The 21534-nt window shown below is 48.3% G+C and carries 24 protein-coding genes and 1 pseudogene; 11 read left to right on the forward strand and 14 right to left on the reverse strand.

Features of this window, described 5'->3' with window-relative positions; genetic code table 11:
• Positions 1 to 33: 33 nt before the first annotated feature.
• A pseudogene (locus EAO37_RS03905) lies at positions 34 to 204 on the forward strand (malate:quinone oxidoreductase); the annotation flags it as partial.
• 207 nt (positions 205 to 411) lie between these two features.
• Here the strand turns inward: EAO37_RS03905 and EAO37_RS03910 are convergent.
• From EAO37_RS03910 to EAO37_RS03965, 13 genes are all read right to left on the reverse strand, one after another.
• Entirely contained in the window at positions 412 to 1473 is a 1062-nt protein-coding gene (locus EAO37_RS03910) for a glycosyltransferase family 1 protein (protein WP_120951801.1), read from the reverse strand.
• Complete coding sequence (locus EAO37_RS09235) at positions 1397 to 1633, reverse strand: hypothetical protein (protein ID WP_162982955.1); 237 nt, start codon at positions 1631 to 1633, stop codon at positions 1397 to 1399. Before EAO37_RS09235 ends, EAO37_RS03910 begins: the two co-directional genes overlap by 77 nt.
• On the reverse strand, positions 1630 to 1854 hold the full coding sequence (locus EAO37_RS03915; RefSeq protein ID WP_120951670.1) for a 4-oxalocrotonate tautomerase family protein: 225 nt from the start codon (positions 1852 to 1854) through the stop codon (positions 1630 to 1632). The genes EAO37_RS09235 and EAO37_RS03915 overlap by 4 nt, the downstream gene beginning before the upstream one ends.
• Before the next feature lie 84 nt (positions 1855 to 1938).
• Entirely contained in the window at positions 1939 to 2814 is an 876-nt protein-coding gene (locus EAO37_RS03920) for a formate dehydrogenase subunit gamma (RefSeq protein ID WP_120951673.1), read from the reverse strand.
• Positions 2815 to 2823: 9 nt separating this feature from the next.
• Complete coding sequence (fdh3B, locus tag EAO37_RS03925; protein WP_120951676.1) at positions 2824 to 3462, reverse strand: formate dehydrogenase FDH3 subunit beta; 639 nt, start codon at positions 3460 to 3462, stop codon at positions 2824 to 2826.
• Position 3463: 1 nt separating this feature from the next.
• Positions 3464 to 6271 carry a formate dehydrogenase subunit alpha gene (locus EAO37_RS03930; RefSeq protein WP_120951679.1) on the reverse strand — a complete coding sequence of 936 codons (2808 nt, stop codon included), beginning with the start codon at positions 6269 to 6271 and terminating at the stop codon, positions 3464 to 3466.
• Positions 6272 to 6289: 18 nt separating this feature from the next.
• Entirely contained in the window at positions 6290 to 6499 is a 210-nt protein-coding gene (locus tag EAO37_RS03935; protein ID WP_120945429.1) for a hypothetical protein, read from the reverse strand.
• 8 nt (positions 6500 to 6507) lie between these two features.
• Positions 6508 to 7116, reverse strand: a complete 609-nt coding sequence (locus EAO37_RS03940; RefSeq protein ID WP_120945427.1) for a molecular chaperone TorD family protein — start codon at positions 7114 to 7116, stop codon at positions 6508 to 6510.
• Positions 7113 to 8519 (reverse strand): 4Fe-4S binding protein, encoded by a 1407-nt coding sequence (locus EAO37_RS03945; protein ID WP_120951682.1) that lies wholly within the window; start codon positions 8517 to 8519, stop codon positions 7113 to 7115. Before EAO37_RS03945 ends, EAO37_RS03940 begins: the two co-directional genes overlap by 4 nt.
• 36 nt (positions 8520 to 8555) lie before the next feature.
• Positions 8556 to 9278: a YebC/PmpR family DNA-binding transcriptional regulator gene (locus tag EAO37_RS03950; RefSeq protein ID WP_120945422.1), complete on the reverse strand. Its 723-nt coding sequence runs from the start codon at positions 9276 to 9278 to the stop codon at positions 8556 to 8558.
• Complete coding sequence (hemB, locus tag EAO37_RS03955) at positions 9262 to 10248, reverse strand: porphobilinogen synthase (RefSeq protein WP_120945420.1); 987 nt, start codon at positions 10246 to 10248, stop codon at positions 9262 to 9264. The genes EAO37_RS03950 and hemB overlap by 17 nt, the downstream gene beginning before the upstream one ends.
• 9 nt (positions 10249 to 10257) lie before the next feature.
• On the reverse strand, positions 10258 to 11520 hold the full coding sequence (locus tag EAO37_RS03960; RefSeq protein ID WP_120945418.1) for an ArsS family sensor histidine kinase: 1263 nt from the start codon (positions 11518 to 11520) through the stop codon (positions 10258 to 10260).
• A 5-nt stretch (positions 11521 to 11525) separates the two neighbouring features.
• Positions 11526 to 12212, reverse strand: a complete 687-nt coding sequence (locus EAO37_RS03965; RefSeq protein WP_120945416.1) for a response regulator transcription factor — start codon at positions 12210 to 12212, stop codon at positions 11526 to 11528.
• Between the two features lie 244 nt (positions 12213 to 12456).
• On the opposite strand from EAO37_RS03965, the gene EAO37_RS03970 reads away from it, so the two are divergent.
• Genes EAO37_RS03970 through mnmA form a run of 6 tightly spaced genes read left to right on the forward strand, consistent with a single transcriptional unit; the run spans position 12457 to position 18030 of the window.
• Entirely contained in the window at positions 12457 to 13017 is a 561-nt protein-coding gene (locus EAO37_RS03970) for a pyruvate flavodoxin oxidoreductase subunit gamma (protein ID WP_120945414.1), read from the forward strand.
• A gap of 13 nt (positions 13018 to 13030) precedes the next feature.
• Positions 13031 to 13459, forward strand: a complete 429-nt coding sequence (locus EAO37_RS03975) for a 4Fe-4S dicluster-binding protein (protein ID WP_120945412.1) — start codon at positions 13031 to 13033, stop codon at positions 13457 to 13459.
• Positions 13449 to 14672, forward strand: coding sequence for a 2-oxoacid:ferredoxin oxidoreductase subunit alpha (locus tag EAO37_RS03980; protein ID WP_120945410.1), 1224 nt, complete (start codon positions 13449 to 13451; stop codon positions 14670 to 14672). The genes EAO37_RS03975 and EAO37_RS03980 overlap by 11 nt, the downstream gene beginning before the upstream one ends.
• Positions 14673 to 14681: 9 nt before the next feature.
• The gene (locus EAO37_RS03985) at positions 14682 to 15626 is read left to right on the forward strand and encodes a thiamine pyrophosphate-dependent enzyme (RefSeq protein WP_120945408.1); all 945 of its coding nucleotides are present in this window, start codon (positions 14682 to 14684) and stop codon (positions 15624 to 15626) included.
• The gene (purB, locus tag EAO37_RS03990) at positions 15626 to 16930 is read left to right on the forward strand and encodes an adenylosuccinate lyase (RefSeq protein ID WP_120945406.1); all 1305 of its coding nucleotides are present in this window, start codon (positions 15626 to 15628) and stop codon (positions 16928 to 16930) included. The genes EAO37_RS03985 and purB overlap by 1 nt, the downstream gene beginning before the upstream one ends.
• Positions 16931 to 16986: 56 nt before the next feature.
• The gene (mnmA, locus tag EAO37_RS03995; protein WP_120951685.1) at positions 16987 to 18030 is read left to right on the forward strand and encodes a tRNA 2-thiouridine(34) synthase MnmA; all 1044 of its coding nucleotides are present in this window, start codon (positions 16987 to 16989) and stop codon (positions 18028 to 18030) included.
• On the opposite strand, the gene EAO37_RS04000 is transcribed toward mnmA, so the two are convergent.
• A complete protein-coding gene (locus EAO37_RS04000) occupies positions 18027 to 18245 on the reverse strand; it encodes a hypothetical protein (protein WP_162982208.1) in 219 nt (72 codons plus the stop codon). The two genes, mnmA and EAO37_RS04000, sit on opposite strands and share 4 nt — an antisense overlap.
• A gap of 311 nt (positions 18246 to 18556) precedes the next feature.
• Here EAO37_RS04000 and EAO37_RS04005 point away from each other — a divergent pair, with 311 nt between their 5' ends.
• The 4 genes from EAO37_RS04005 to EAO37_RS04020 all read left to right on the forward strand — a co-directional run bounded on the left by EAO37_RS04005 (position 18557) and on the right by EAO37_RS04020 (position 21460).
• The gene (locus EAO37_RS04005) at positions 18557 to 19423 is read left to right on the forward strand and encodes a DnaJ C-terminal domain-containing protein (protein WP_120951691.1); all 867 of its coding nucleotides are present in this window, start codon (positions 18557 to 18559) and stop codon (positions 19421 to 19423) included.
• Between the two features lie 10 nt (positions 19424 to 19433).
• A complete protein-coding gene (locus EAO37_RS04010; RefSeq protein WP_120945400.1) occupies positions 19434 to 19799 on the forward strand; it encodes a helix-turn-helix transcriptional regulator in 366 nt (121 codons plus the stop codon).
• Between the two features lie 124 nt (positions 19800 to 19923).
• The gene (locus EAO37_RS04015; protein WP_205589504.1) at positions 19924 to 20238 is read left to right on the forward strand and encodes a hypothetical protein; all 315 of its coding nucleotides are present in this window, start codon (positions 19924 to 19926) and stop codon (positions 20236 to 20238) included.
• A 208-nt stretch (positions 20239 to 20446) separates the two neighbouring features.
• Positions 20447 to 21460: a BspA family leucine-rich repeat surface protein gene (locus EAO37_RS04020; protein WP_120951694.1), complete on the forward strand. Its 1014-nt coding sequence runs from the start codon at positions 20447 to 20449 to the stop codon at positions 21458 to 21460.
• Positions 21461 to 21534 lie beyond the last annotated feature (74 nt).

Raw genomic sequence — 21534 nt, forward strand, 5'->3', positions numbered from 1 at the left:
AGAAATCTCCATGGAGAAAACACGCGCCCCCACAAAATCATCACCCATCAGGGCATCACCTTTAACATGACTCCCTCTCCGGGCGCAACTAGCTGTTTAGAAAACGCCTTGACAGACGCTAAGGAAATCACGCAATACCTAGGCGCGCATTTAGATGTGGAACGCTTCTATGAGGAGCTCTCGCCTGAGGAATTGCAGAGTTAGGGGCACTCAACACATCGTCAACGCCCATGCAACGCTCTCTAAAAGAGCGCAAAATCCGTATGCCTACACTTTGAGGCATTTGGGTGCGTCTCTAAACTCTTTTGTAAATCTTAGCCGGAAGTTGGATTAAGTTAACCAAATTTTATAACGCAGTCGTGGCTTGGGTGTGGCTACACCCCAACGCTAAAATCTTGAGACAAAGAGCGTCTAAGCCAAATGGGAAGGGTCCCGGAATGCCCCCAACATCCCCTCCACCACTTCTATGTGTTCAGCCATGCTTGCTTCAAAACTAAAGGATTTGACCCGCTCTAGACCCCTAATCCGACATTCTGCGCGCAGGGTTTCATCTATGAGGGCTTGTTCTAGGGCGTTGGCAATGTCTGTTACATTATAAGGGTTACAATAAATCCCACTATCTCCCAAAATCTCAGGCATACAAGAGACATCACTAGCCAACACCACACAACCTGCCTGCATAGCCTCTAACATGGGCAAGCCAAAGCCCTCAGCCGTAGAGCCCCACCATAAGAGTTTGGCACGAGCATAGAGAGTTTTCAGCAAAGCATCCTTGACATAGTGCAAGTTTTGGACAAAGGGCTGTTGGTGGGCAAATACATCTTCTTTGAGCAAGTCAATAGGAGCCCCTACTAGCACAATTTGGTGGGTTTCTTGTAGGTGTGTGGGCAAGAGTTTGAAAGCCTCTATGAGTCTACCCACATTGCGCCGCCTAGCCTTAGCCCCCACCACTAAAATGAAGTCTTTGGTAATACTGGGTGGCAAACCCTCCAAAGGGGTCTCTAAATAGTCTCTTAGTCCATGGTAAATCAGATGCACTCTAGAGCTAGACCAGCCAAAGGTTTTTAAAATGTCTTTTTTGATCACCTTGCTAAAGCAAATAGCCTCTGTGTAGCGTTGCATTTGGGGGAACATTTGGTATTTCCAAACCACTAAATAGCTGTCGAGAAGAGCCCATCCTGTTGGATCACAAATGGGTATGTCATGGATACAACCTAAAATCTGCGTGGCTTTTACTTTAGGGGCATACTGCCCTCCGGGTTCAATGTAGAGATCAAAGGGCTCGCTAACCCGCCAGACCATCCATCGCAACAAAAAGCGGTGTTTGAGGTGGATGTAGAGTTTTTCACCAAGAATGGTTTTTATACCTGTTAAAAGCCACCGGCGGTAGGGATTTTTAGACGATAGCAAAGAGAGAGAGAGAGAGAGAGAGAGAGAGAGATCGGGCTTGTTGTAATTCCTCGAGGTTTTCATAAAATTTACCCCGCGCCCACCAATACAACTGGACATCCTTGCGCCCCTTAAAGTGAGCCTCTAGAGCCTTAGCAAAGGTGAGGGTATAAAACCCGATCCCTGTGAGCTCACCTAACAACACAGAGGCATTGAAGAGTATCTTCAGAGGGCTCAAACTCAATCTTGTTTTTGTCCAGGAGGCGTGTGCCTTAGCCGTGTAATAGTCTCTCCGCCCAAACCGCAATTATCTGTGGGGAGCTCATCAATGATCACAATGGTGGCTTCTCTTTTCTTGCCTAGGATATCAACCACCAAATCGGTTACCCCGCTGATGAGCGCGCGCTTTTGCTCCGCACTAGCCCCCCCATGCTCCTTAGAAACACGAATATTGATGTATGGCATAAACTCTCCTTTTGTTTTAATGTGTGCCAAAGCCCCTCACTTCTAACACAACACCCTTTGTAATCCACTTAAAAACTCCAAAACCTAAGCCCTCATGCGCTCTTGGTAATACAAACTATGCAAAATCTGCACTTCCTCCTCCTCTTTATGCCCATCAACCATGGATTGCAAAGACCCCTTGATCGCAAACAAGGACATGTAGATATGCACAATGAAAAAGCCCACCAAGACCAAACCAAAGAAATTATGCACCAGCGCGCTCAAGCGCAACAAAGAAATTTGATAAAGCCCCAAAAAGCTAGCGATCGCGCTCAAATCCGCGGTGTTGAAATACAAAACCCCCCCACTAGCAATCATCACCAACCCCCCCAAAGTGGCGATCCAAAACCACATCTTCTGCCCTGCATTAAACTTATAAGCCGGCACGGGTTTTTTCTCTTTGGAGAGATAGCCTCCCATGATCACTAGCCATTTGATGTCTGCTAGCCTAAAGAACATGTCTTTAAGCCACATGAACAACATAGGCAACACCGCCACCATGAACACCACACAGCCCACGCTGTGTAAAATGCGGCACGCACGCACGAATGCCCCACCCCCAAAGAAATCCCCAAAGATCATGATCAGTCCAGTGGGCACAAGTAAAATAAAACTGATCCCGGCGATCCAGTGGATGATGCGGTTAAACAAACTAAAAAAAGGCACTTTCTGCCCACTATGCTTAAACTCTTTAGGACCAATGACAAGATAGTGCAAGAGAAAGCCAAAAGCCACGCCCAGCACCACGGCTAAAAAAAGCCATAAAAAATAATGCCCCTGCCAAAGCGTCCAAAGCTCGCCTAGCTTGCCCGTGTCCCTCTGCCCATAGGGCAGAATACCTAAAATGCGCTCTTGATCTAGGGGGGTGCTCTGCGCGCTCAAAGCCCCTACTAAACCTGCTAAGATGAGAAAAAGTTTCATCAGCTCCCCTTAAGGTGTCGCGCCCTGCACTTGGTGCGCCCTCTTGGTTTGAAAGTCTTGGGCGTTGGCGTATTTTGCCATCACACGCCGTCTATAAATGTCTGCAATGCTGAGCGCATCGCCCACTAAAAGCGCGTTAGTCGAGCAGGTGGCTGCACACATGGGCACTTGTCCGCTAGCAATCCGGTTGACCCCATAGAGCTCCATTTCTTTTTTGGAGTGGGTGGGTGCAGGACCGCCCGCACACATGGTGCATTTATCCATCACGCCCCTAACCCCAAATGCCCCATCTCTAGGGAATTGGGGCGCGCCAAAGGGGCAGGCATATAGGCAGTAACCACAGCCAATACAAGTTTCTTTATTGTGCAACACGATCCCATCTTCGCGGATATAAAAGCAATCCACCGGGCACACTTGCGCGCAGGGCGCGTCCGTACAGTGCTGGCAGGCAATGGAGATGGATTTTTCCTTGCCCTCTACGCCCTCATAAAGGGTGATGACCTTGCGCCGATTAAGCCCCACTTCTAGCTCGTTAGAGTGCGAGCACGCCACAGAGCAGGCAAAGCAGCTAATACAGCGGTTGTCATCGCAATAAAACTTCATGCGGTTGGCATTGGGGATTTGTTGAGCAGGTGCTAGATTTGCCATGTTAAGCCTTTTCTATACGGCAAAGCCCGGCGTTAAACTCAGGGATTTGCGTGACCGGATCAAAGCCGTAATTGGTGATCGTATTGGAGCTCTCTCCTGTGGTGTAGGGCTTGGTGCCCTCAGGGTAGCGATGAGACAAATCCACGCCCTGTAAAATCCCCGCAAAGCTATAAGGCATGCAAATGCGATCGGGAGTAACCGCGTGGCTAAAAATCGCCTTGACTTTAATTTTAGTCCCCTCAGGAGAGTGAATCCACATCATCTCCCCATCTTTAATGCCGTGGTTGAGGGCTAGATCGGGGTGGATGTTACAAAACATCTCGGGCGTGATGTGGGATAGATACTTGCTGGTGCGCTCCAACATCCCCGCCCCGCTCAAATTCACCAAGCGCATGGAGGCAATCACAATGGGGTATTGCTTAGCCCACTCTTGTTTGTTTTGTTCGCTGGCGTAGCGCACATCCACCCTAAAGTTATTCACTTGGTCTTTAATGGTGGGGTATTTTTGCACCAAATCCGGACGCGGGGAGTGGATGGGCTCTCTATGCACCGGGATTTGATCTAAGAAATTCCACACAATAGCACGCGCACGCGCATTCCCATAGACACACACGCCTTTTTCATCGCATTTCTTTTGAATAAGCCCGCTGGTATCCACCTTCCAATTATCCCCCATAATGGCTTTTTCGTGATCGCTAAGCTTAATCCCTAGCACTTTTTCAATGTTGGCTTTGGTGATCTCAGGGTAACCGCCCTTGATTGCCGATCCCTTGATCGTAACGCTCTTATCGGCTAACAAACTCTGCCCCTTGTATTCCTCCCCAAAGCGCGCCCTAAAGCCCATGCCCCCCTCTTTGGTGGGGGTGCTAATATCATATAAAATGGGCGTGCCGGGGTGCTGTGGTGTCCAAGCTGGCCAGGGCAAGCCATAATACTGCCCCTTCATCGGACCATAGCCCTCCTGTGTTACATAGTCAAACATGTGCCAGTTTTCTTGTTGGGCTTTGAGCCGCTCGGGAGTCCAACCCCCAAGACCTATCACTTTCACCGTGCGCGCGATCTCTCTAGTGGCATCTTCGGGCCAGCTAAAACTTTTTCGCACCTGCACCAATTCCCCATTTTTATCAAAATCACAGAGTAGGGCTTTAGTGTATTCCTCATAAAAGCCAAACTTCTTAGCCATTTCAAACATCAGTTCGTGATCTTGTTTGGCTTCATAGAGGGGTTTAACCACTTGGGATCGCCACTGAGCGGCGCGGTTAGTGGCGACCACAATCCCCTCACATTCAAATTGGGTTGCAATGGGCAAGACATAGACCCCATCGGGTTTTTCTGTGAGGATCGCCGCCTCATTTAAAAAGGGCTCGGCAATCACCATTAAATCTAATTTCTCAATCGCCTCTGCCATTTTGACATTGTGCGCTAGGGAGCTCACCCCATTGCCCTGCACCCACAAGCCTTTAATGGGCGCGCTAGAGTGGGTTTTAGCCTCTTGCAACACGCCCTCATGCCAAAGCGAGATACTAAAGCCCTTTTTGTGCATCCATTCAGGGGCAAAAAAGCGTTTTTGCAAACTCTCAAAGCTCACCCCCCAGCATTTGGCATAATAACGCCAACTAGGCTCGCTTAGCCCATAATAGCCGGGCAAATTATCCGCCAAACAGCACATGTCTGTTGAGCCTTGCACATTGTCATGCCCGCGCACGATATTACAACCCCCGCCCTTTTTGCCCATATTGCCTAGCACCAACTGCAAAATAGAGAGCATGCGCGTGTTGCCACTGCCCGTGCTATGCTGGGTGATCCCTAGTGCCCACGCCAAAGTGGCGGGCTTAGCTGTAGCAAATACGCGCGTGGTTTGGATGAGCAAATCTGCGGGCACGCCCGTGATGTCCTCCACCACTTCGGGGGTGTATTTGAGTGCCTCTTTTTTAACTTCCTCAATCCCGTAAGCTTGAGTTTTAATAACCTCCTTATCCTCCCAGCCATGCTTAAAGATCAAATGCAACATGCCATAAATAAAGGCAATATCGGTGCCCGAGCGGATGCGCACATAAATATCTGCCTTAGCCGCACTCTTGGTAAAGACTGGATCGATCACAATCAACTTAGCGTTATTGCGATCCTTTGCCTGCAAAAAGTGCTTAAAGCCAATGGGGTTACTCACCGCCGTATTAAGCCCAATCATCAAAATCGCTTTAGAATGCCCGACAATGTCCCCAAAGTGGTTTGTCATCGCACCATACCCCCATGTATTCGCCACACCGGCGACTGTGGTGCTGTGTCAAATGCGGGCTACATGGTCTATGTTGTTTGTCCCATAAAAGGCGGCAAATTTGCGCCAATAATAGGCTTGCTGGGAGTTCATTTTAGCACTCCCCATAAACATCATGCTATCTGGTCCGTATTGCTCGCGCATTTTAAGCATTTTTTGGCTGATCTCATCGATGGCTTGATCGTAGCTAATGCGTTTCCACTTGCCCCCCTCTCTTTTGAGCGGGTATTTAAGACGCATTTTAGACTTGACTAAGTCAATTTGATCCACGCCCTTACAGCAGTGGCTACCCGCGCTAATGGGGTGATCTTGAGCGACATCTTGGCGAATCCACACCCCGTCTTTAACCTCAGCGATGATTCCACACCCAGCTGAGCAAATGCTACAAATGGTTTTAACCCTTTTGACCCCCTCATTGGGGTCAATGGTGTTTTCTTTTTTACTCACTTTGGTGTTGGCAAAGGCAAGGCTTGCCCCTGCCCCTGCCCCGATTGCGCCCATTTTTAAAAAAGAGCGCCGACTTAATTTTCCCATGTTACTTCCTTTCTCAAATTACCACACGCTTTTATAAAAAATCTCCCAAGCGGGGGTTTTGTGATAAAGTATCTCTTTTTTATTGCTCTTGCCCACCACCACGCCATTGCTACCCTTGTCCGTGTCCGGGAAGTGTCTTTCTGGCATGGTTGCTAGCAGGCTTTGCCCGGCTAATGCCCCCGCTCCTAATACGCCTAGCTTTTTGAGTGCCTCGCGTCTGTTCTCCATACAACCTCCTAAACCAGGTTGAAAAACAACCTTTCATGCTGGATAAATGCACCTAAGATTGTAGCGAAGTTTAGATAACACGCGCTTTTTTCATGGCTAGCAATGGCTTTTATAAAAGCATCGCTAAAGAGGTGGAAAAAGTCTTTAAAGAGTTTTTCATGCAGGCTAAAAAAGCTCTGATCCTCTAACAACTGCTGTAAAAAGGCATTCATCATCAAGGTTAAAAAGGCTAGATCGTCCTCAGCCACGGGGCTTGTGATCGTGTGGCTCTCAATGCGCAAGCCTGATTGCTTTAAAAGCGCGATCGCCTCTAGGCGTTTCTTGCCATTGTCTTGTCCCTCTAAATAATAAGACGCGCTCATAGGGATAAAACCCTCCCCGGGGGCAAAGAGTAGGGCGTTTTGCTCCTCTTTAAAGGCTTCTAGTCCTTGTTCCAAAAAGGCATGCAACTCTTCCCAGCTGTGCGCTGTGCTGGGATCAAAGGGGAAATCTTTTAAGTGATTGACCAAAGCTTTTAACTCACTAAACACGCTTTCATCATGCACAAACACCACCATGTAATGCCATAGGCGGTAATAGAGCGCGCGCGCATAGGTGAGATTGGAATCTATATTCATTTTAAAATAGAATTGATGTCTAGCATGTCTTCTAGCATGATTTTGACCTTGCAATCCGGGCAGGCATACAGCGTAGCGATCCTGCGCGCATCGCCTTGAAATCTAGGGGTCATCATTTGGGCGATCTTTTGCACGCTTTTAGTGGTCCCAATGGGCTTACCACACATTTTACAGCCAAATAGGCTATCTTGTGCCATGATTTTGGGCGCAAAATAAGAGGGGTTTAGGGCGATCCCATCGCGCTCCAAATGCAGGCAATCCTTTTCAGGGCAGGTCGCCTCGCAATACCCGCAAGTGGTGCAAAGACTGGGATTAAAAAGCAGGGTATAGGTATTGCCATCTACACTCAGCGCGTTGGTGTTGCACGCCCCCACACAAGAGAGACATAAGGTGCAATTAGAGTTGATCTCTATGTGCCCGTAACGAATAAAGCTTGCTGAGGGCACGCGCCCATAATCCCCTTGAGCTATGGCGTGTTTTAAGCGTTGGGCAAAGAGATCGCGCTTGGTGTGTGCTGGGATGCTGGGGGGGGTGAAGTGGGTGGATTCTAGGCGTTGGGCGCGCTGCAAACACCCTTGCAAACTCTCAAGATCGCTAGCTAACAAGATCGCTTCTTGTTGGTGGAGTTGGGCATAAATGCCATTGAGTAGGGCAATACTCTGCAGAGTGCCAATACCTAACTCTTGGGGGGCATAGATCACCACCTGCGCGCCACTCTCTTGCAAAAGTGTGAGTAGGGCGACTTGTTCTAAAGTGTTGAGGTTAAGACAGAGGGGCAAGATTTCTTTTTTAAGTGGGATAGTGGGTAGCTCTGCTTTGTGATCTAAGAGTAGGGGGATATAGCCCCTATAGAGTTTAGCCACCTCTTGGACGCACTCCAAGCTAAAGCTAGAATAGCTCAAGCTCCCACTAGGGCACACGCTAATACACTTGCCACAATCAACACAAGCCTGATGATTGATCACCAAATGGCGGTTGTCTGCACATTCTATGCCCTTTTCTTGGGCGATCTGGGGGTCTAACTTAGTGATCGCCTCAGTGGGGCAGACTTCGCTACACTTCCCACAGCATTCTACGCGCCGTTGGTGGTATTGGCAAATATTAGAGTCATAACTAAAAAACTCAACCACCTCCCCCTCATAAGTCCTCTTAGTCGAATCAAAGTCAAATTGCAAGCCGTGCGCCTCGTAGAGCAAAGAGAGGCTACTGGCTAAGTCTAAGGGGTCTTGGGTGCTATTTTCTAGCAAAAAATTAACCTCTCTAGCCACCCTCTTAGCCCCCTGCAAGGGCACATTAGCCACCACGCACTCCACCCCATCGCCCACTTGGTCTAACACCTCAATGTGATCATGCAAGGGCACATCTAGGCGACTTTGGTGTTTGATATAGACAAATTCAAGCATTCTCATCCTCAAATTGGGCTTAAAATCGAGCGCACGCTATCCCCCAATATTGCTGTAAAGAGCGATCACATCTTCATCTTCTTCAATGCGATCCAGGAGTTTTTCTATCTCTATGAGGGCTTGGGGGCTCAGGCTAATAGGCGTGGTGGGGAGGCGTTGTAAAGAGGCTTTATAAATGGGTAATTGCAAGGCTTCAAAACCCTCGCCAAGTTGTTTGAAATCTTGGTAATCCCCAATGGCAAATAGGCGATCTTGATCCACCTCTAAGCTCTCTAAACCATAATCAATGAGAGTCAATTCTACATCCTCTATACTGAGTTTCAAAGCTTGCAACTCATCTAACGCGCTCTCGAGCACACTTTTGCGCATGAACATAAATTCTAGCGAGCCATTGGGCACAATGCTAGCCCCCGGGCTCTTGTTAAAATAACTTTTCAAGTTGGCAATCGTTCTAGTGGGGTTGTCTGTCATGCATTCCATGAAAAGCAAAACCCCATAATTTGCCTTACCTTCATAGCTCACCTCCACAAGTTGTCCCTCTTTAGCGCTGGCGCGCTTGATGGCTGCGTCAATATTATCTTTGGGCATGTTCTGGGCTTTGGCGTTTAGAATAGCGGTGCGTAATTTAGCGTTGCTGGCTGGATCGCTCCCGCCTTTAGCCGCTAAAGTGATGGCTTTAGCAAGTTTAGGGAAGATCTTGCTCATCTTGTCCCAGCGTTTTTCCTTAGCTGCACGGCGGTATTCAAAGGCGCGTCCCATGGTGTTCCTTTAGTAAGAGTTGTGCGACTTCTTTAGCGTGGTAGCTGATGATGATGTCCGCGCCTGCGCGCTTAAAAGCGATCATGGTTTCTAAGAGCACACTGGGATAGTCCATCAAATGGTGGGCTTGGGCGAGCTTAAACATGGCATATTCCCCACTGACATTGTAGAGAGCAAGAGGTAATAAAGTGCGTTCCTTGATCGCGCGCACAATGTCTAGGTAAGCTAGGGCGGGTTTGACCATGAGAATGTCTGCGCCCTCTGAAGCGTCATTGACACTTTCTAAAATCGCCTCTCGGCGGTTGGCGTAATCCATTTGGTAGCCCTTGCGATCCCCAAAGCTGGGCGCGCTAGCGGCTGCATCTCTAAAGGGGGCATAGTAGTGGCTAGCAAACTTGCTAGAATAGCTCATAATAGGTAGCATGCTAAAGCCATGGCTATCTAGGGCATGCCTGATGTGCACCACCATCCCATCCATCATCGCACTAGGGGCGAGCATGTCTACCCCGCTTTGGGCTAAGACTAAAGCCTGTTGGCTAAGTAGTTCTAAAGTCGCGTCATTGTCTACTTGGCGCTCTTTGAGCACCCCACAATGCCCATGATCGGTGTATTCACAGCAACACAAATCTGCGATCACGCACATGTTGGGGTATTTCTCCTTGATCGCGCGCGTGGCTTGGGCGATGAGGTGCCTCTCATCCAAAGCCGCACTACCTTGCGCGTCCTTATGGCTGGGAATCCCAAATAGCAACACGGCTTGCAAGCCTAGAGTTTGCAATAACGCGCATTCTTTCAAGAGCACATCTATACTCATCTGGGCGATTCCGGGCATGGAAGCAATGGGGCGTTCAATCCCCTGCCCCTCACGCACAAAGAGGGGTGTAATAAAATCTTGGGGGTGTAGGCGGGTTTCGCGCACCAAATCGCGCAAAACCTCGTGGGCGCGTAAGCGTCTAAAGCGTTTAAACATACCAATCCTTTAACTATCTTTAGTGGAAAATATGGATTTGAATTCCTTGAGAACACAATCTTCAATGCTGAAAAAATTCACCCCCTCGCTGTGCGCGTAGGTGAGTCTAAAGCCCAAAGTGTCTAGGGCGGTTTTGATGATATACATCCCCAACCCAAAGCCATGCCCATCACTTTGACTCTCTTGTTGGAAATAGGGTTTGAAGTAATGGGTGAGATCGGCGCGCATGGGTTGACCTTGGTTGGAAACCACAAGGTCTTTGCCTGTGATCTTGACATGGGCTTGTTTGTTGGGGCTGTATTTGAGCGCGTTGTCTAAGAGATTTTTTAGCACCAACGCGAAGAGATCAAAATCGGTGTGGAAAGCGCAATTTGGCACATCGGCGTGGATGGAGGTATTATTGTGTTCTAATAAGAGCATGTTCTCCACGCGTTCCAAGAGTTGGTCCATCATAAACATGTCTTTGGCGATCTTGTAGTTCTTAGAAGAGAGTTGTTCAATGCGCGCGAATTGTTCGATCAACGCGTTTAATCTTTGGAAAGTCCGTAATAAGCGTTCTTTTTGCAAGGGGTTGTCCACCATCTCTGCTACAATAATGCCCTTTGTAATGGGGGTGCGTAACTCGTGCATGATCGCGCGCAAAAATAAAATGCGCGACTCATTTAAACCCTTGATCTTTTTGATCGCGGAGTCAAAAGCGGCGGCTAAATCCCCAATCTCATCTTGTTGGTCGATCTTGCACTCAATATCCATCTCGCCCTTAGAAAACAGGTGCACTTTTTTACGCAATTCGTTGATAGGGATAAACCCACGAATCATGAAGACAAAGATCATCACGATCAAAAATCCCCCAATGAAAATTGCAAAGTAGTAGTTGTGGTAAGAAGTCTTTTGAATCTCCTTGAACAGCACGATGTCCCCATTGCTTTTTAGGGAAATGAAGATCTTATTACCCACCTTGATGATGCTCGCCAAGGGGTTTTCACTGCGCTCAATCTCATTTTTATTTTTCTGTAAGGCTAGCACTTCTTTGAGTTCTTCAGCGCTAATTTCCTTAAAGCCCAATTCGTGCAAATAGACTTCTGCAGAATAGCGGTTGTGCTTGTCGGCTAGCACTTGGTTGATGGTGGTTACAAACTGCTGGTGGCGAATCTGGGTTTGGAAATTTTCATGGTCAATTTGGGAGCGGATAAAATAATAAGAAAACGCCCCAAAGCTCGCCAAGGACACAATAAAGAGAGAAACGATCTTGCTAAAAATTGACAAGGGCATGCGGGCTAGTATTCTAATTTATAGCCCACCCCCCGGACAGAGATGATGTGTTGGGGCTTTTTAGGGTCTTTTTCAATTTTGGCACGCAAACGCCCAATGATCACATCAATGCTTTTATTGGAGCTTTCTGGGTTAATCGATTCGGATTCGATGGCAATAGACTCCCTAGAGAACACATAGCCCCGCTTGCTAATGAGCAAAGTTAAAATCTCATACTCTGCGCGCGTGAGATCCAATCTTTTATTGTGCATGTAAACCTCCCGCGCGTCCTTGTCGATTTTAAATAGGGCACTTTTGGGGGGGGTTTGGGTGTCCTCTTGGGGGGATTTCTTATTGTAACGGCGCAAGAGAGATTGGATACGCGCCAAGAGCTCCTTAGGGTCGTAGGGCTTGGGGATGTAGTCATCAGCCCCGTATTCTAAAGCCTTGATCTTGTCCTCGATGTCGTTGCGCGCTGAAGAGATGATGATGGGGATGCCCTTTTGTTTGGAGATCTTTTTACACACTTCCAAGCCGTCTAAATTAGGCAAGGTCAAATCCAAGAGCAAGAGATCGTAGGGCTGGGTGTTAGCCGCGCTAATGCCCGTATAGGGTTCATCGTAATTCACCACTTCCACCCCATGCTGGAGAAAAAACTCACTCAGGATCTCGGCTAATTCAATGTCATCTTCTATCATCAAAATCTTAATCACAACCCACCTTTATGAAGGAGTTAAACACTAAAAAAGCGTTAATAAGCGTTCTTAGTAACACTATTGTAGCATAAAAACGCGCGCTTACACTCCACCTTAAGCATTCCAAGCAAAATTTGGCATTTTTGTTAACTTGCTATTGATCTCATTGGTATAAGGGGCGCGGGTGGGTCGCGTGTATCGTGGTTTACAAAAAATCCTGTATAATGCACTTATCACATGATAATGCGACAAGGAGAATGTAATGTTAGAAATTAGATGGCATGCTAGAGCCGGGCAGGGCGCGGTTACAGGCGCTAAGGGTCTAGCTGATGTCCTCACCACTACGGGTAAAGAAGTGCAGGGTTTTGCGTTCTATGGTTCGGCTAAACGCGGGGCGGCTATGACGGCTTACAACCGCATCGATTCAGAGCCTATTTTGAATCACGAAAAGTTCATGCGCCCTGATTATGTGCTTGTGATCGACCCGGGGTTGACTTTCATCACTGACATCACTGAGAATGAAAAACCCGACACCACCTACATCGTTACCACCCACCTTAGCAAAGAAGAGCTGTTTGAAAAAAAGCCCAATTTGGCAGACAAAAAACTCTACACCCTCAATTGCATTAAAATCGCCATGGATACGATCAAGCGCCCCATTCCTAATACCCCCATGTTAGGGGCGTTGATGAAAGTTTCCAACATGTTGGAATTGGAGCTTTTTAAAAACACCTTCAAGGCTGTTTTGGGTAAGAAAATGCCCCAAGCTTTGATCGATGCGAACATGTTAGCCATCGATCAAGCCTACGAGCAAGTCCAGTAGAGAAAGGAAATCCATGAAAAATTGGCAAGAATTCGAGATTGGGGCGGTGCTCTTCCCCTTTGAGAAACAAGGGCAGGACGAGTTGGGCAAACACAATAACGAGCGCACTTACACGCCTGAGAGTTCTTTTACCGCCAGCGTTTCGCATTGGCGGGTGGAAAAACCCGTGCACAACAAAGATGTCTGCATCAACTGTTTCAACTGTTGGGTTTACTGTCCTGATGCGTCCATTTTGTCGCGCGAGGGCAAGATGAGCGGGGTGGATTACGAACACTGCAAGGGTTGCGGGGTGTGTGTGGATGTGTGCCCCACCAACCCCAAATCTTTGCTGATGTTTGACAATTTAGAGCCCCTAGAAGAAGCGCTCACCAAGTGGCCCCAAAAAGCCGAGGGGCTTAAAAAGAAAAGTTACCGCACAGAAGGGGGTTACAATGGCTTCTAGTTACACGCTCAACGAAGTGGAAGCTTGGGATGGATGCACAGCTAGCGCGCACGCGCTAAGACAAGCCCAAGTGGATGTCGTGGCTGCTTACCCGATCACCCCCTCCACGCCTATTATCCAAAATTACGGGTCTTTCAAGGACAATGACTACATTGAAGGGGAATTTGTCCTTGTGGAATCCGAACATGCCGCCATGAGCGCGTGTGTGGGCGCAGCAGCAGCGGGGGGGCGGGTTAGCACCGCCACCAGTTCGCAGGGTTTTGCCTTGATGGTGGAAGTGCTTTACCAAGCCTCTGGGATGCGCCTGCCCATCGTGCTCAATGTAGCTAACCGCGCGCTAGCTTCCCCACTCAATATCCACTGCGATCACTCCGACATGTATCTAGGTAGGGATAGTGGCTGGATTAGCCTGTGCACATGCAACCCCCAAGAGGTCTATGACTTCACCCTAATGGCTTTCAGGCTTGCCGAACACACAGAGGTGCGCGTGCCCGTGATGGTGCACCAAGATGGTTTCCTCTCTTCGCACACCGTGCAAAATGTGCGCCCTTTAAGCGACCGGGTGGCTTATAAATTCGTAGGCGACTATGTGAGTGTGCACCCTCTGCTGGATTTTGACAAACCCGTAAGCTTTGGCGCGCAGGCAGAAGAGGAGTGGCATTTCGAACATAAAGCCAAGTTGCACCATGCCATCATGCACTCTAGCACGATCTTAGAGGGCATTTTCAACGACTTTGCCAAGATCACCGGGAGACAATACCACCTAGTAGAAACTTTCCAAACTTTGGACGCGGAGGTTTTGATCTTCGCGCTAGGCACAACTTACGAGTCAGCCATTGTAGCGGCTACAAGAGCGCGCGAAAAAGGCATTAAGGCCGGGGTGGTTAGCACCCATGTCTTGCGCCCCTTCCCCTTTGAAGCCATCGCCAACGCCTTGAAAAACGCCAAGGCGATCGCCGTGATGGACAAGAGTTCGCCCTCTGGCGCGCTTGGCGCGCTTTTCAACGAAATCGCCGCTAGCTTGTACCAAGCCCCTGGGTCCAAACGCCCGGTGTTGAGCAATTACATCTATGGCTTAGGGGGTAGGGATGTAACCCAAGCAGATTTAGAGAGCATCTTTGAGTCGCTGGTGCAAGATGCTAAAAAAGGGGTTTTGACCCACCCCACCCAACAATTCATCGGGCTAAATGGTCCCCAACTATCCTATTTTTAAAGGCAACACATGGTTAAAGAAGTCAAAACGCTCAAGAGTTTCAGCCAGTCAGCAGAGAAGTTTGAAGGCTCCCATCTCTTGTGTCCGGGCTGTGGGCATGGCATTATTGTGCGCGAAGTGTTAAACGCCCTAGAAGGACCCATTGTGCTAGGCAATTCCACGGGCTGTTTAGAAGTGTGCTCGGCTGTTTATCCCCACACTTCATGGGATGTGCCTTGGATTCATGTGGGTTTTGAAAATGGCTCAACCGCGTTAAGCGGGGTGGAGAGCATGTATAAGGCTCTGGCGCGCAAGGGCAAATACACCGGGCAGCGACCTAAATTTGTCGCCTTTGGGGGCGATGGCGCGTCTTATGATATTGGTTTCCAGTTCATCAGCGGTTGCATGGAACGCGGGCATGACATGACCTACATCTGCCTAGACAACGAGAATTACGCCAACACGGGCGGACAAAGAAGTGGGAGCACGCCTATGGGGGCTAGCACAAGCACCACTCCCGCAGGCAAAGTGAGCTTTGGTAAGAAAGAGCGCAAAAAAGATCTAACCCTCATTATGGCTGCCCATGGAATCCCCTATGCCGCCCAGCTAGCCCCTAACAAGTGGAAGGACATGAATAAGAAGATCAAAACCGCCTTAGACACTGAGGGACCATGCTTTATCAACGCTTTGAGCCCTTGCCCTACTGAGTGGAAATACCACTCCAGTCTAGCCATTGAGATGACAGACTTAGCCGTGGATTGCCTCATTTTTCCTCTGTTTGAAATTTTCCACGGTCAAGAACTCAAGATCACCTACCGTCCGCGCAATATCTTGCCCGTGCGCGATTATCTGGGTCCCCAAAAACGCTTTGCTCACCTATTTAAAAAGGAAAACGAGCACATCATTGAGGAATTGCAAAAAGATGTGGATGCGAGGTGGGAATACCTGCAACGCAGAGAAGAGGCCAAGGTTTAATGCTAGATCGTTACGCGCGAGAGCCAATGGCGCGCCTTTGGGGCGAGTCGCATAAATTTGAAACCTACTTGCGCGTAGAACAAGCGGTGGCTAGAGCATGGCACACCTTGGGGCTATTGGACGCAAAAACCTTAGCCCAAATAGAACAGGCTAACTTCAGCCTAGAGGACATACACACCTTTGAGAAGCGAACTAGGCACGATGTGATCGCCTTTATCCAAGCTGTCAGCAAGAGCTTGGGCGATGCCGAACGCTTTTTCCACTATGGGATCACCTCTAGCGATTGCATTGACACGGCACTAGCTTTATTGATCCAAGAGAGTTTGGGAATCATCTTTGAGGATTTGCGCGTTTTGTTAGATGTGCTCAAAGCGCGCGCTTTAGAGTTTAAAGAAGTGGTGATGGTGGGGCGTAGCCATGGGGTGCATGGCGAACCTACTAGCTTTGGACTGGTGTGGGCGTTGTGGTATGAGGATATACACGCCCATTGGCAAGCCTTGCAAGAAGCGGCTAAAGAGGTGTGCGTGGGAATGGTGAGTGGGGCGATGGGAAACATGGCGCATAGCCCCTTTGAGTTAGAAGAATTAGTTTGCCAAGAATTGGGTTTGGGCGTGGCGCGTGTGAGCAATCAGGTGATCCCAAGAGAAAAGCATGCGCGCTTGTGCAATGCAGTGGCTTTGCTGGTGAGCACATGTGAGAAAATCGCGATCAATGTCCGCCACTACCAGCGCACTGAGGTTTACGAAGCCGAAGAGGCTTTTAGTGCAGGACAAAAGGGTTCTTCAGCCATGCCCCACAAACGCAACCCAGTCTTGAGTGAGAACATCACCGGGCTAGCTAGGATGATTCGCGCTTATGCGATCCCGATGATGGAAAATGTCGCCCTTTGGCATGAGAGAGATATTAGCCATAGCTCTGTAGAACGCTTTGTCTTCCCAGACATGTTTATCACCCTAGATTTTCTCTTGCACCGTCTTGCGACCTTGCTAAAAAATCTGCTTGTGTATCCGGAGAATATGCGTAAGAATTTGGAGCGCACGGGGGGGTTGGTTTTCTCCCAGCGCGTTTTGTTGGAATTGCCAAAATTGGGCTTTAGCAAGGCACAGAGCTATGCGATCGTGCAAGAGAACGCTATGTGGGTGTGGGCGCGTTTGCAAGAGGGTTTGCAGGCTGATTTTCTCACGCAACTTCTAAGCGATGCGCGTTTGGCGCAGGTGGATCGCGCGCTACTTAAAGCCTGTTTTGAAACAGATTACTATTTGAGAAATGTCGGGCGTATCTTTGATCGTGTCTTTGGGGTTTAAGGCTTTTTTAAAAGAAAACACACTAGGTTTTTGCATCCTAAGTGCAAAGAAGCTAAATGAAAGTCGCGGTTTTGATGAGTGGGGGGGTGGATAGTTCTTATAGTGCCTATCTCTTGCAAGAGGCCGGGCATGAATTGCTAGGCATTTATCTTAAATTGCATGCCAAAGAGGACAAACACGCCTTGTATATCAAGAATTGCCAAGAGGTGGCAAGGTTTTTGAAAATCCCCTTTGAAGTGGTGGATTTGCAAGCCGCCTTTAAAAAAAGCGTTTACGATGCCTTTATAGAGGGTTACAAACAAGGTCAAACCCCTAATCCCTGTGCGCTGTGTAACCCTCTGATGAAATTTGGACTAGCCCTAGATTTTGCCTTAGAGAGGGGCTGTGAAAAGATCGCCACCGGGCATTACGCACGCTTAGAGGAGTTCAATGGGGTGTTGCGCCTCAAAGAAGCCAAAGACACCAGCAAAGATCAAAGTTACTTTCTCTACGCCCTGCCCCAAAGGGCTATTGATCGCCTCCTCTTCCCTCTAGGCGATTTGCTTAAATCTGAGATCAAACCCTTGGCTTTAGAAAAAATGCCCTTTTTGGGGAGTTTGCAAACTTACAAGGAATCCCAAGAGATCTGCTTTGTTGAGACTAGCTACATTGACACGCTAAAACAGCACATTAAGGTGGATCAGGAGGGTTTGGTGCGTAATCTTGAGGGCGCTGTAGTGGGCACGCATAAGGGTTATACGCACTACACTATTGGCAAGCGCAAGGGCTTTTCTATCAGAGGCGCGCATGAACCCCATTTTGTCGTGGGAATCAACGCCCAGCAAAATGAGATCATTGTGGGGGATAGACAAGCCCTAGCGGTCTACACCCTAGAAGCGCGTAACATGTCCCTGCCCCCTAATTTTCAAGAGGGCGATTATTTAGTCAAGGTGCGCTATAGGAGCAACCCCACCAGCGCGCGCATCAGCCTCAAGCAGGACACCATTTGCGCGCGTTTCAGCGCACCCGTCTATGGCGTAGCCCCCGGACAAGCCCTAGTCATCTACGATCGAGATCGCGTGTTAGGCGGGGGGGTTATCACCAAGAGTTGCGCGCCTTAAAACTTCCAGTGGAAATTGACATGGTAGGGACCTGAGGCATAGGAATTATTGTGGCTCCCTAGTTGGGGCAATTCTATTTGGACATGTTTTTGGCACTTCTTTATGAAGTTTTCATACTGCCCTAAGTGCATGGAACGCGCCTCGTAAATGGCGATATTCTGCAAGGTGGGAGAGATTTTCCCGGAAACCAAAACGCCCAAGATCGTTTCCATCAAGCTCATCTTTTTAGGGCGCATGCTCTTGGAAATATCGGAGGGCAGGCGGTAAAAACCAATGGCGATAAAAGAACCCGAGCTCTCTAAGACATAAGCTTGCGCGTATCCAAAGAGGGCTAAGAAAAATGTCAGTGCTTTAACGACCCCATGTAGGACTCTTATTAGTGGTATAGGCTTGGATTCTAGCGCAATAAGCTTAATTTTGCGTTAGCCAGTTTAGAGCAAGTAACAAGTCATGAGTCTAAATAAAATTGATACAATAAGACTAAAGTTTTATGCTATAATGCACTAATTTTAGACAAAGGAACACTATGGGAAAGAGTTTGTATGAAACCTTAGAAGTGAGCGAGGGGGCTAGTCCAGAGGAGATCAAGAAGTCTTACCGCCGTCTGGCACGCAAATACCATCCCGATCTCAATAAGGGTAAGGAAGCTGAGGAGAAGTTCAAGGAGATCAACGCCGCTTATGAAATCTTGAGCGATAGCCAAAAACGCGCGCAATACGATCGCTTGGGCGATAGCATGTTTGGGGGGCAGAATTTTAGCGATTTTGCGCGCGCAAGGGGGGGGAATTTTGATGACATTCTCTCCCAGATTTTTGGGAGCGGGGGGTATGGCTTTGGGGGGGGCTTTGGGAGTGCCTTTGGCGCGAATTTTGCAGGGGGGTTTAGCCCTAGAGTGGATTTAGACATTCAGGTGGATATCCAAATTAGTTTTAAAGAAGCGGTTTTAGGGGGTAAGCGTGAAGTGCAATTAAGCCATGATGATAGCTTTGATCTCAAGATTCCCGCTGGGATCAAAGAGGGTGAGGTGTTGCGCGCGCGTGGGCGTGGACACCAACAGGGGGGTATGCGTGGCGATGTGCTCTTAAGAGTGCATGTTTTAGAGGACAATGAATACACTAGAGAGGGCGATGATCTCATCAAATCCTTTGATGTGCCCTTGAAAATCGCGCTCTTTGGGGGCAAAATGGAGGTGCAAACCCTTTATAAGGAGGTGAGTCTTAAAATCCCGCCCAACACCAAGAACGCACAAAAATTCCGCCTTAAAGAACTTGGAGTGAAGAATCGCAAGAGCAATGGCATGGGGGATTTGTATTTGAAAGCCAATGTGGTCTTGCCCCATACCGATCACATGAGCGCGCAATGCAAACAAGTGCTACAAGAACAATTGCCCTAAGGGATTGATGATGCTAGATTATGACGCACCCCTTTACTTGATCAGTGTGGTGGCTAAGATTTTAGGGGTGCACCCCCAGACTCTACGCCAATACGAAAAGGAGGGTTTATTAGAACCCAAGCGCACCGATGGGAAAATGCGTCTCTACTCCCAAAGAGATGTGGACAAGATCAAGACGATTTTGCGCCTCACTAGGGACATGGGTGTGAATTTAGCCGGGGTGGATATTATCTTGCGTCTCAAAGATCGCCTAGATGAACTCGATCGCCTCAATGAAGAACTCCAAACCCACATGCAAAAAAATGCTCCGGTGAAACCAGAGGTCAAACGCCTTGAAAAAACCTCTTACGAATTGATCTTGTTTAAAAAGTCTTAAGGAATATTTGGTAGAATTTAGTAATATTTATGCGCGGTGGCGCATAAGTTAAGCATAAGTTAAGCATAAGTTAAGCATAAGTTAAGCATAATGCCCTCTCAAAAATCTAGAAGAAAGGATAGCAATGACTGAAAACAACGAAAACAAAGATGAAAAGGGTGTGGTTGTAGCAGGAGTGGGTGCAGCGGCTGGGGCTGCTGGAGCTGTGGGGGCAGTGGCTGCAGGCGGTGCGGTGGCTGGTTTGTCTGATGCGGGCATCACGAGTGGTTTAGCGGCTATAAGCTCTGTTGTGGGTGGAGATATGGCTATTGGGCTGGGTGCGGTGGCTGTTGCGCCCGTGCTGGCGGGTGCTCTCACCTATGGTGTCTACAAACTCTGTGGGGGTGGGAATGATGAAAGCAAAGAAGAGTGGATCGATTTAAAAAACCACAACGATTGATGAAAAGGGCGGGCGTGCAACACCTCATAGCCCGCACAAAACGCGCGCGATCACGCTTTGTGATCGCATCATAGATTCTTTGGGGGCTTGCGCGCTAAAGCCCCTAGCTTAGCTATAGAGAATATGCCAACCTTGGTTTTTCCAGCCCAAAAGAGAAACATGTTGAATCTATGTTACAATGAACCTCCACTTTAACTAGGAGGTTTTCATGCAACAAGCACTAGAAACATTGGGTCAAGAACTTAAAAGGCTTAAGCGGGCAATGCGTTTGGGCAAGAGTGCCTTAGAAGAGGGCTTAGAAGTTGAGCAAGAGGCTCAAAAGCTCCGCGCAAGTTTTAGCGCATTTGCTGAAAGTTTAGGCAGTGTGCTAAAGGCTTTAAGAGAGCATTATGCGCGTTTAAAAGAGGATGACTTAGAGCTAGAAAAACTTGTAACCAAGCTCAAACACGCCCAAGCTAAAATTAGCGCACCTTTAAGCGCGCTAGAAAAACCCGCCAATGCCCAAGAGGTCTTAGAGGTGCTAGAGGGCTTGCAAAGTAGTATTACAGGTTTAGAGGGTGTGCTAGAGGGGCTACAATCCCAGCCCAGCCAGTCCGCACCCCAAAATTTTGCTATCTCCAAGAGAGCTAAAAAATATGTCCCCCAAAGCAAGGAGGAGCTTAAAAAATTAGTCGCTGATGAGAGTATCCATTTAGGGGAGATTGACATTAGCAAGATTACGGATTTAAGTTTCGTGTTTTCGCATTCAACTGGGAAGGCAGGGGAGCAGTCCCCCGCTTTTATGCGAAGGAACTTTGAAGGGTTAGAAACTTGGGACACTTCTCATGTAACTAACATGAGGGGCATGTTTTGTCGGGCAATTTTGTTTAACCACGACATTTCTAGTTGGAATGTGTCTAGGGTTAGGCATATGGGTTGGATGTTTAAAAAATGCGGACTTTTTAACCAACCCTTGAATAGTTGGGATGTGTCTAATGTTACAAATATGCGCCATATGTTTTTGGGTTGTGAGGATTTTGATCAACCCTTGCACAACTGGGATGTGTCTGGAGTCGTGGATATGACTTTCATGTTTAAAGAATGTGAAAATTTTAACCAAGACTTAAGCGTTTGGAGTGTGTCTAGTGTCCAGTGTGGTTTAGATGACATGTTTAGGGATTGCTCTAGCTTTAAATACTATCCAGCTTGGTATAAAGTGAGGCGTTTTAGGAAAAGTATCTAAGGCGTGAGAACCTTAAGTCGCCCCGCCCCAACAACCCTCCCCCGTTGGTGTCGCGCTTAAAACGCTAAAACTCT

Origin of the sequence: Helicobacter sp. L8, assembly GCF_003660355.1 — a bacterium.
In the GTDB taxonomy this organism is placed as follows: domain Bacteria; phylum Campylobacterota; class Campylobacteria; order Campylobacterales; family Helicobacteraceae; genus Helicobacter; species Helicobacter labacensis.

Excerpts from the sequence above, each read along its gene's own strand:
- EAO37_RS03910 (WP_120951801.1), bottom strand. The coding sequence starts at position 1,473 with ATGAAAACCTCGAGGAATTACAACAAGCCCGATCTCTCTCTCTCTCTC.
- EAO37_RS03915 (WP_120951670.1), bottom strand. The coding sequence starts at position 1,854 with ATGCCATACATCAATATTCGTGTTTCTAAGGAGCATGGGGGGGCTAGT.
- EAO37_RS03920 (WP_120951673.1), bottom strand. The coding sequence starts at position 2,814 with ATGAAACTTTTTCTCATCTTAGCAGGTTTAGTAGGGGCTTTGAGCGCG.
- fdh3B (WP_120951676.1), bottom strand. The coding sequence starts at position 3,462 with ATGGCAAATCTAGCACCTGCTCAACAAATCCCCAATGCCAACCGCATG.
- EAO37_RS03935 (WP_120945429.1), bottom strand. The coding sequence starts at position 6,499 with ATGGAGAACAGACGCGAGGCACTCAAAAAGCTAGGCGTATTAGGAGCG.
- EAO37_RS03940 (WP_120945427.1), bottom strand. The coding sequence starts at position 7,116 with ATGAATATAGATTCCAATCTCACCTATGCGCGCGCGCTCTATTACCGC.
- EAO37_RS03945 (WP_120951682.1), bottom strand. The coding sequence starts at position 8,519 with ATGCTTGAATTTGTCTATATCAAACACCAAAGTCGCCTAGATGTGCCC.
- EAO37_RS03950 (WP_120945422.1), bottom strand. The coding sequence starts at position 9,278 with ATGGGACGCGCCTTTGAATACCGCCGTGCAGCTAAGGAAAAACGCTGG.
- hemB (WP_120945420.1), bottom strand. The coding sequence starts at position 10,248 with ATGTTTAAACGCTTTAGACGCTTACGCGCCCACGAGGTTTTGCGCGAT.
- EAO37_RS03960 (WP_120945418.1), bottom strand. The coding sequence starts at position 11,520 with ATGCCCTTGTCAATTTTTAGCAAGATCGTTTCTCTCTTTATTGTGTCC.
- EAO37_RS03970 (WP_120945414.1), top strand. The coding sequence starts at position 12,457 with ATGTTAGAAATTAGATGGCATGCTAGAGCCGGGCAGGGCGCGGTTACA.
- EAO37_RS03975 (WP_120945412.1), top strand. The coding sequence starts at position 13,031 with ATGAAAAATTGGCAAGAATTCGAGATTGGGGCGGTGCTCTTCCCCTTT.
- EAO37_RS03980 (WP_120945410.1), top strand. The coding sequence starts at position 13,449 with ATGGCTTCTAGTTACACGCTCAACGAAGTGGAAGCTTGGGATGGATGC.
- EAO37_RS03985 (WP_120945408.1), top strand. The coding sequence starts at position 14,682 with ATGGTTAAAGAAGTCAAAACGCTCAAGAGTTTCAGCCAGTCAGCAGAG.
- purB (WP_120945406.1), top strand. The coding sequence starts at position 15,626 with ATGCTAGATCGTTACGCGCGAGAGCCAATGGCGCGCCTTTGGGGCGAG.
- mnmA (WP_120951685.1), top strand. The coding sequence starts at position 16,987 with ATGAAAGTCGCGGTTTTGATGAGTGGGGGGGTGGATAGTTCTTATAGT.
- EAO37_RS04005 (WP_120951691.1), top strand. The coding sequence starts at position 18,557 with ATGGGAAAGAGTTTGTATGAAACCTTAGAAGTGAGCGAGGGGGCTAGT.
- EAO37_RS04010 (WP_120945400.1), top strand. The coding sequence starts at position 19,434 with ATGCTAGATTATGACGCACCCCTTTACTTGATCAGTGTGGTGGCTAAG.
- EAO37_RS04015 (WP_205589504.1), top strand. The coding sequence starts at position 19,924 with ATGACTGAAAACAACGAAAACAAAGATGAAAAGGGTGTGGTTGTAGCA.
- EAO37_RS04020 (WP_120951694.1), top strand. The coding sequence starts at position 20,447 with ATGCAACAAGCACTAGAAACATTGGGTCAAGAACTTAAAAGGCTTAAG.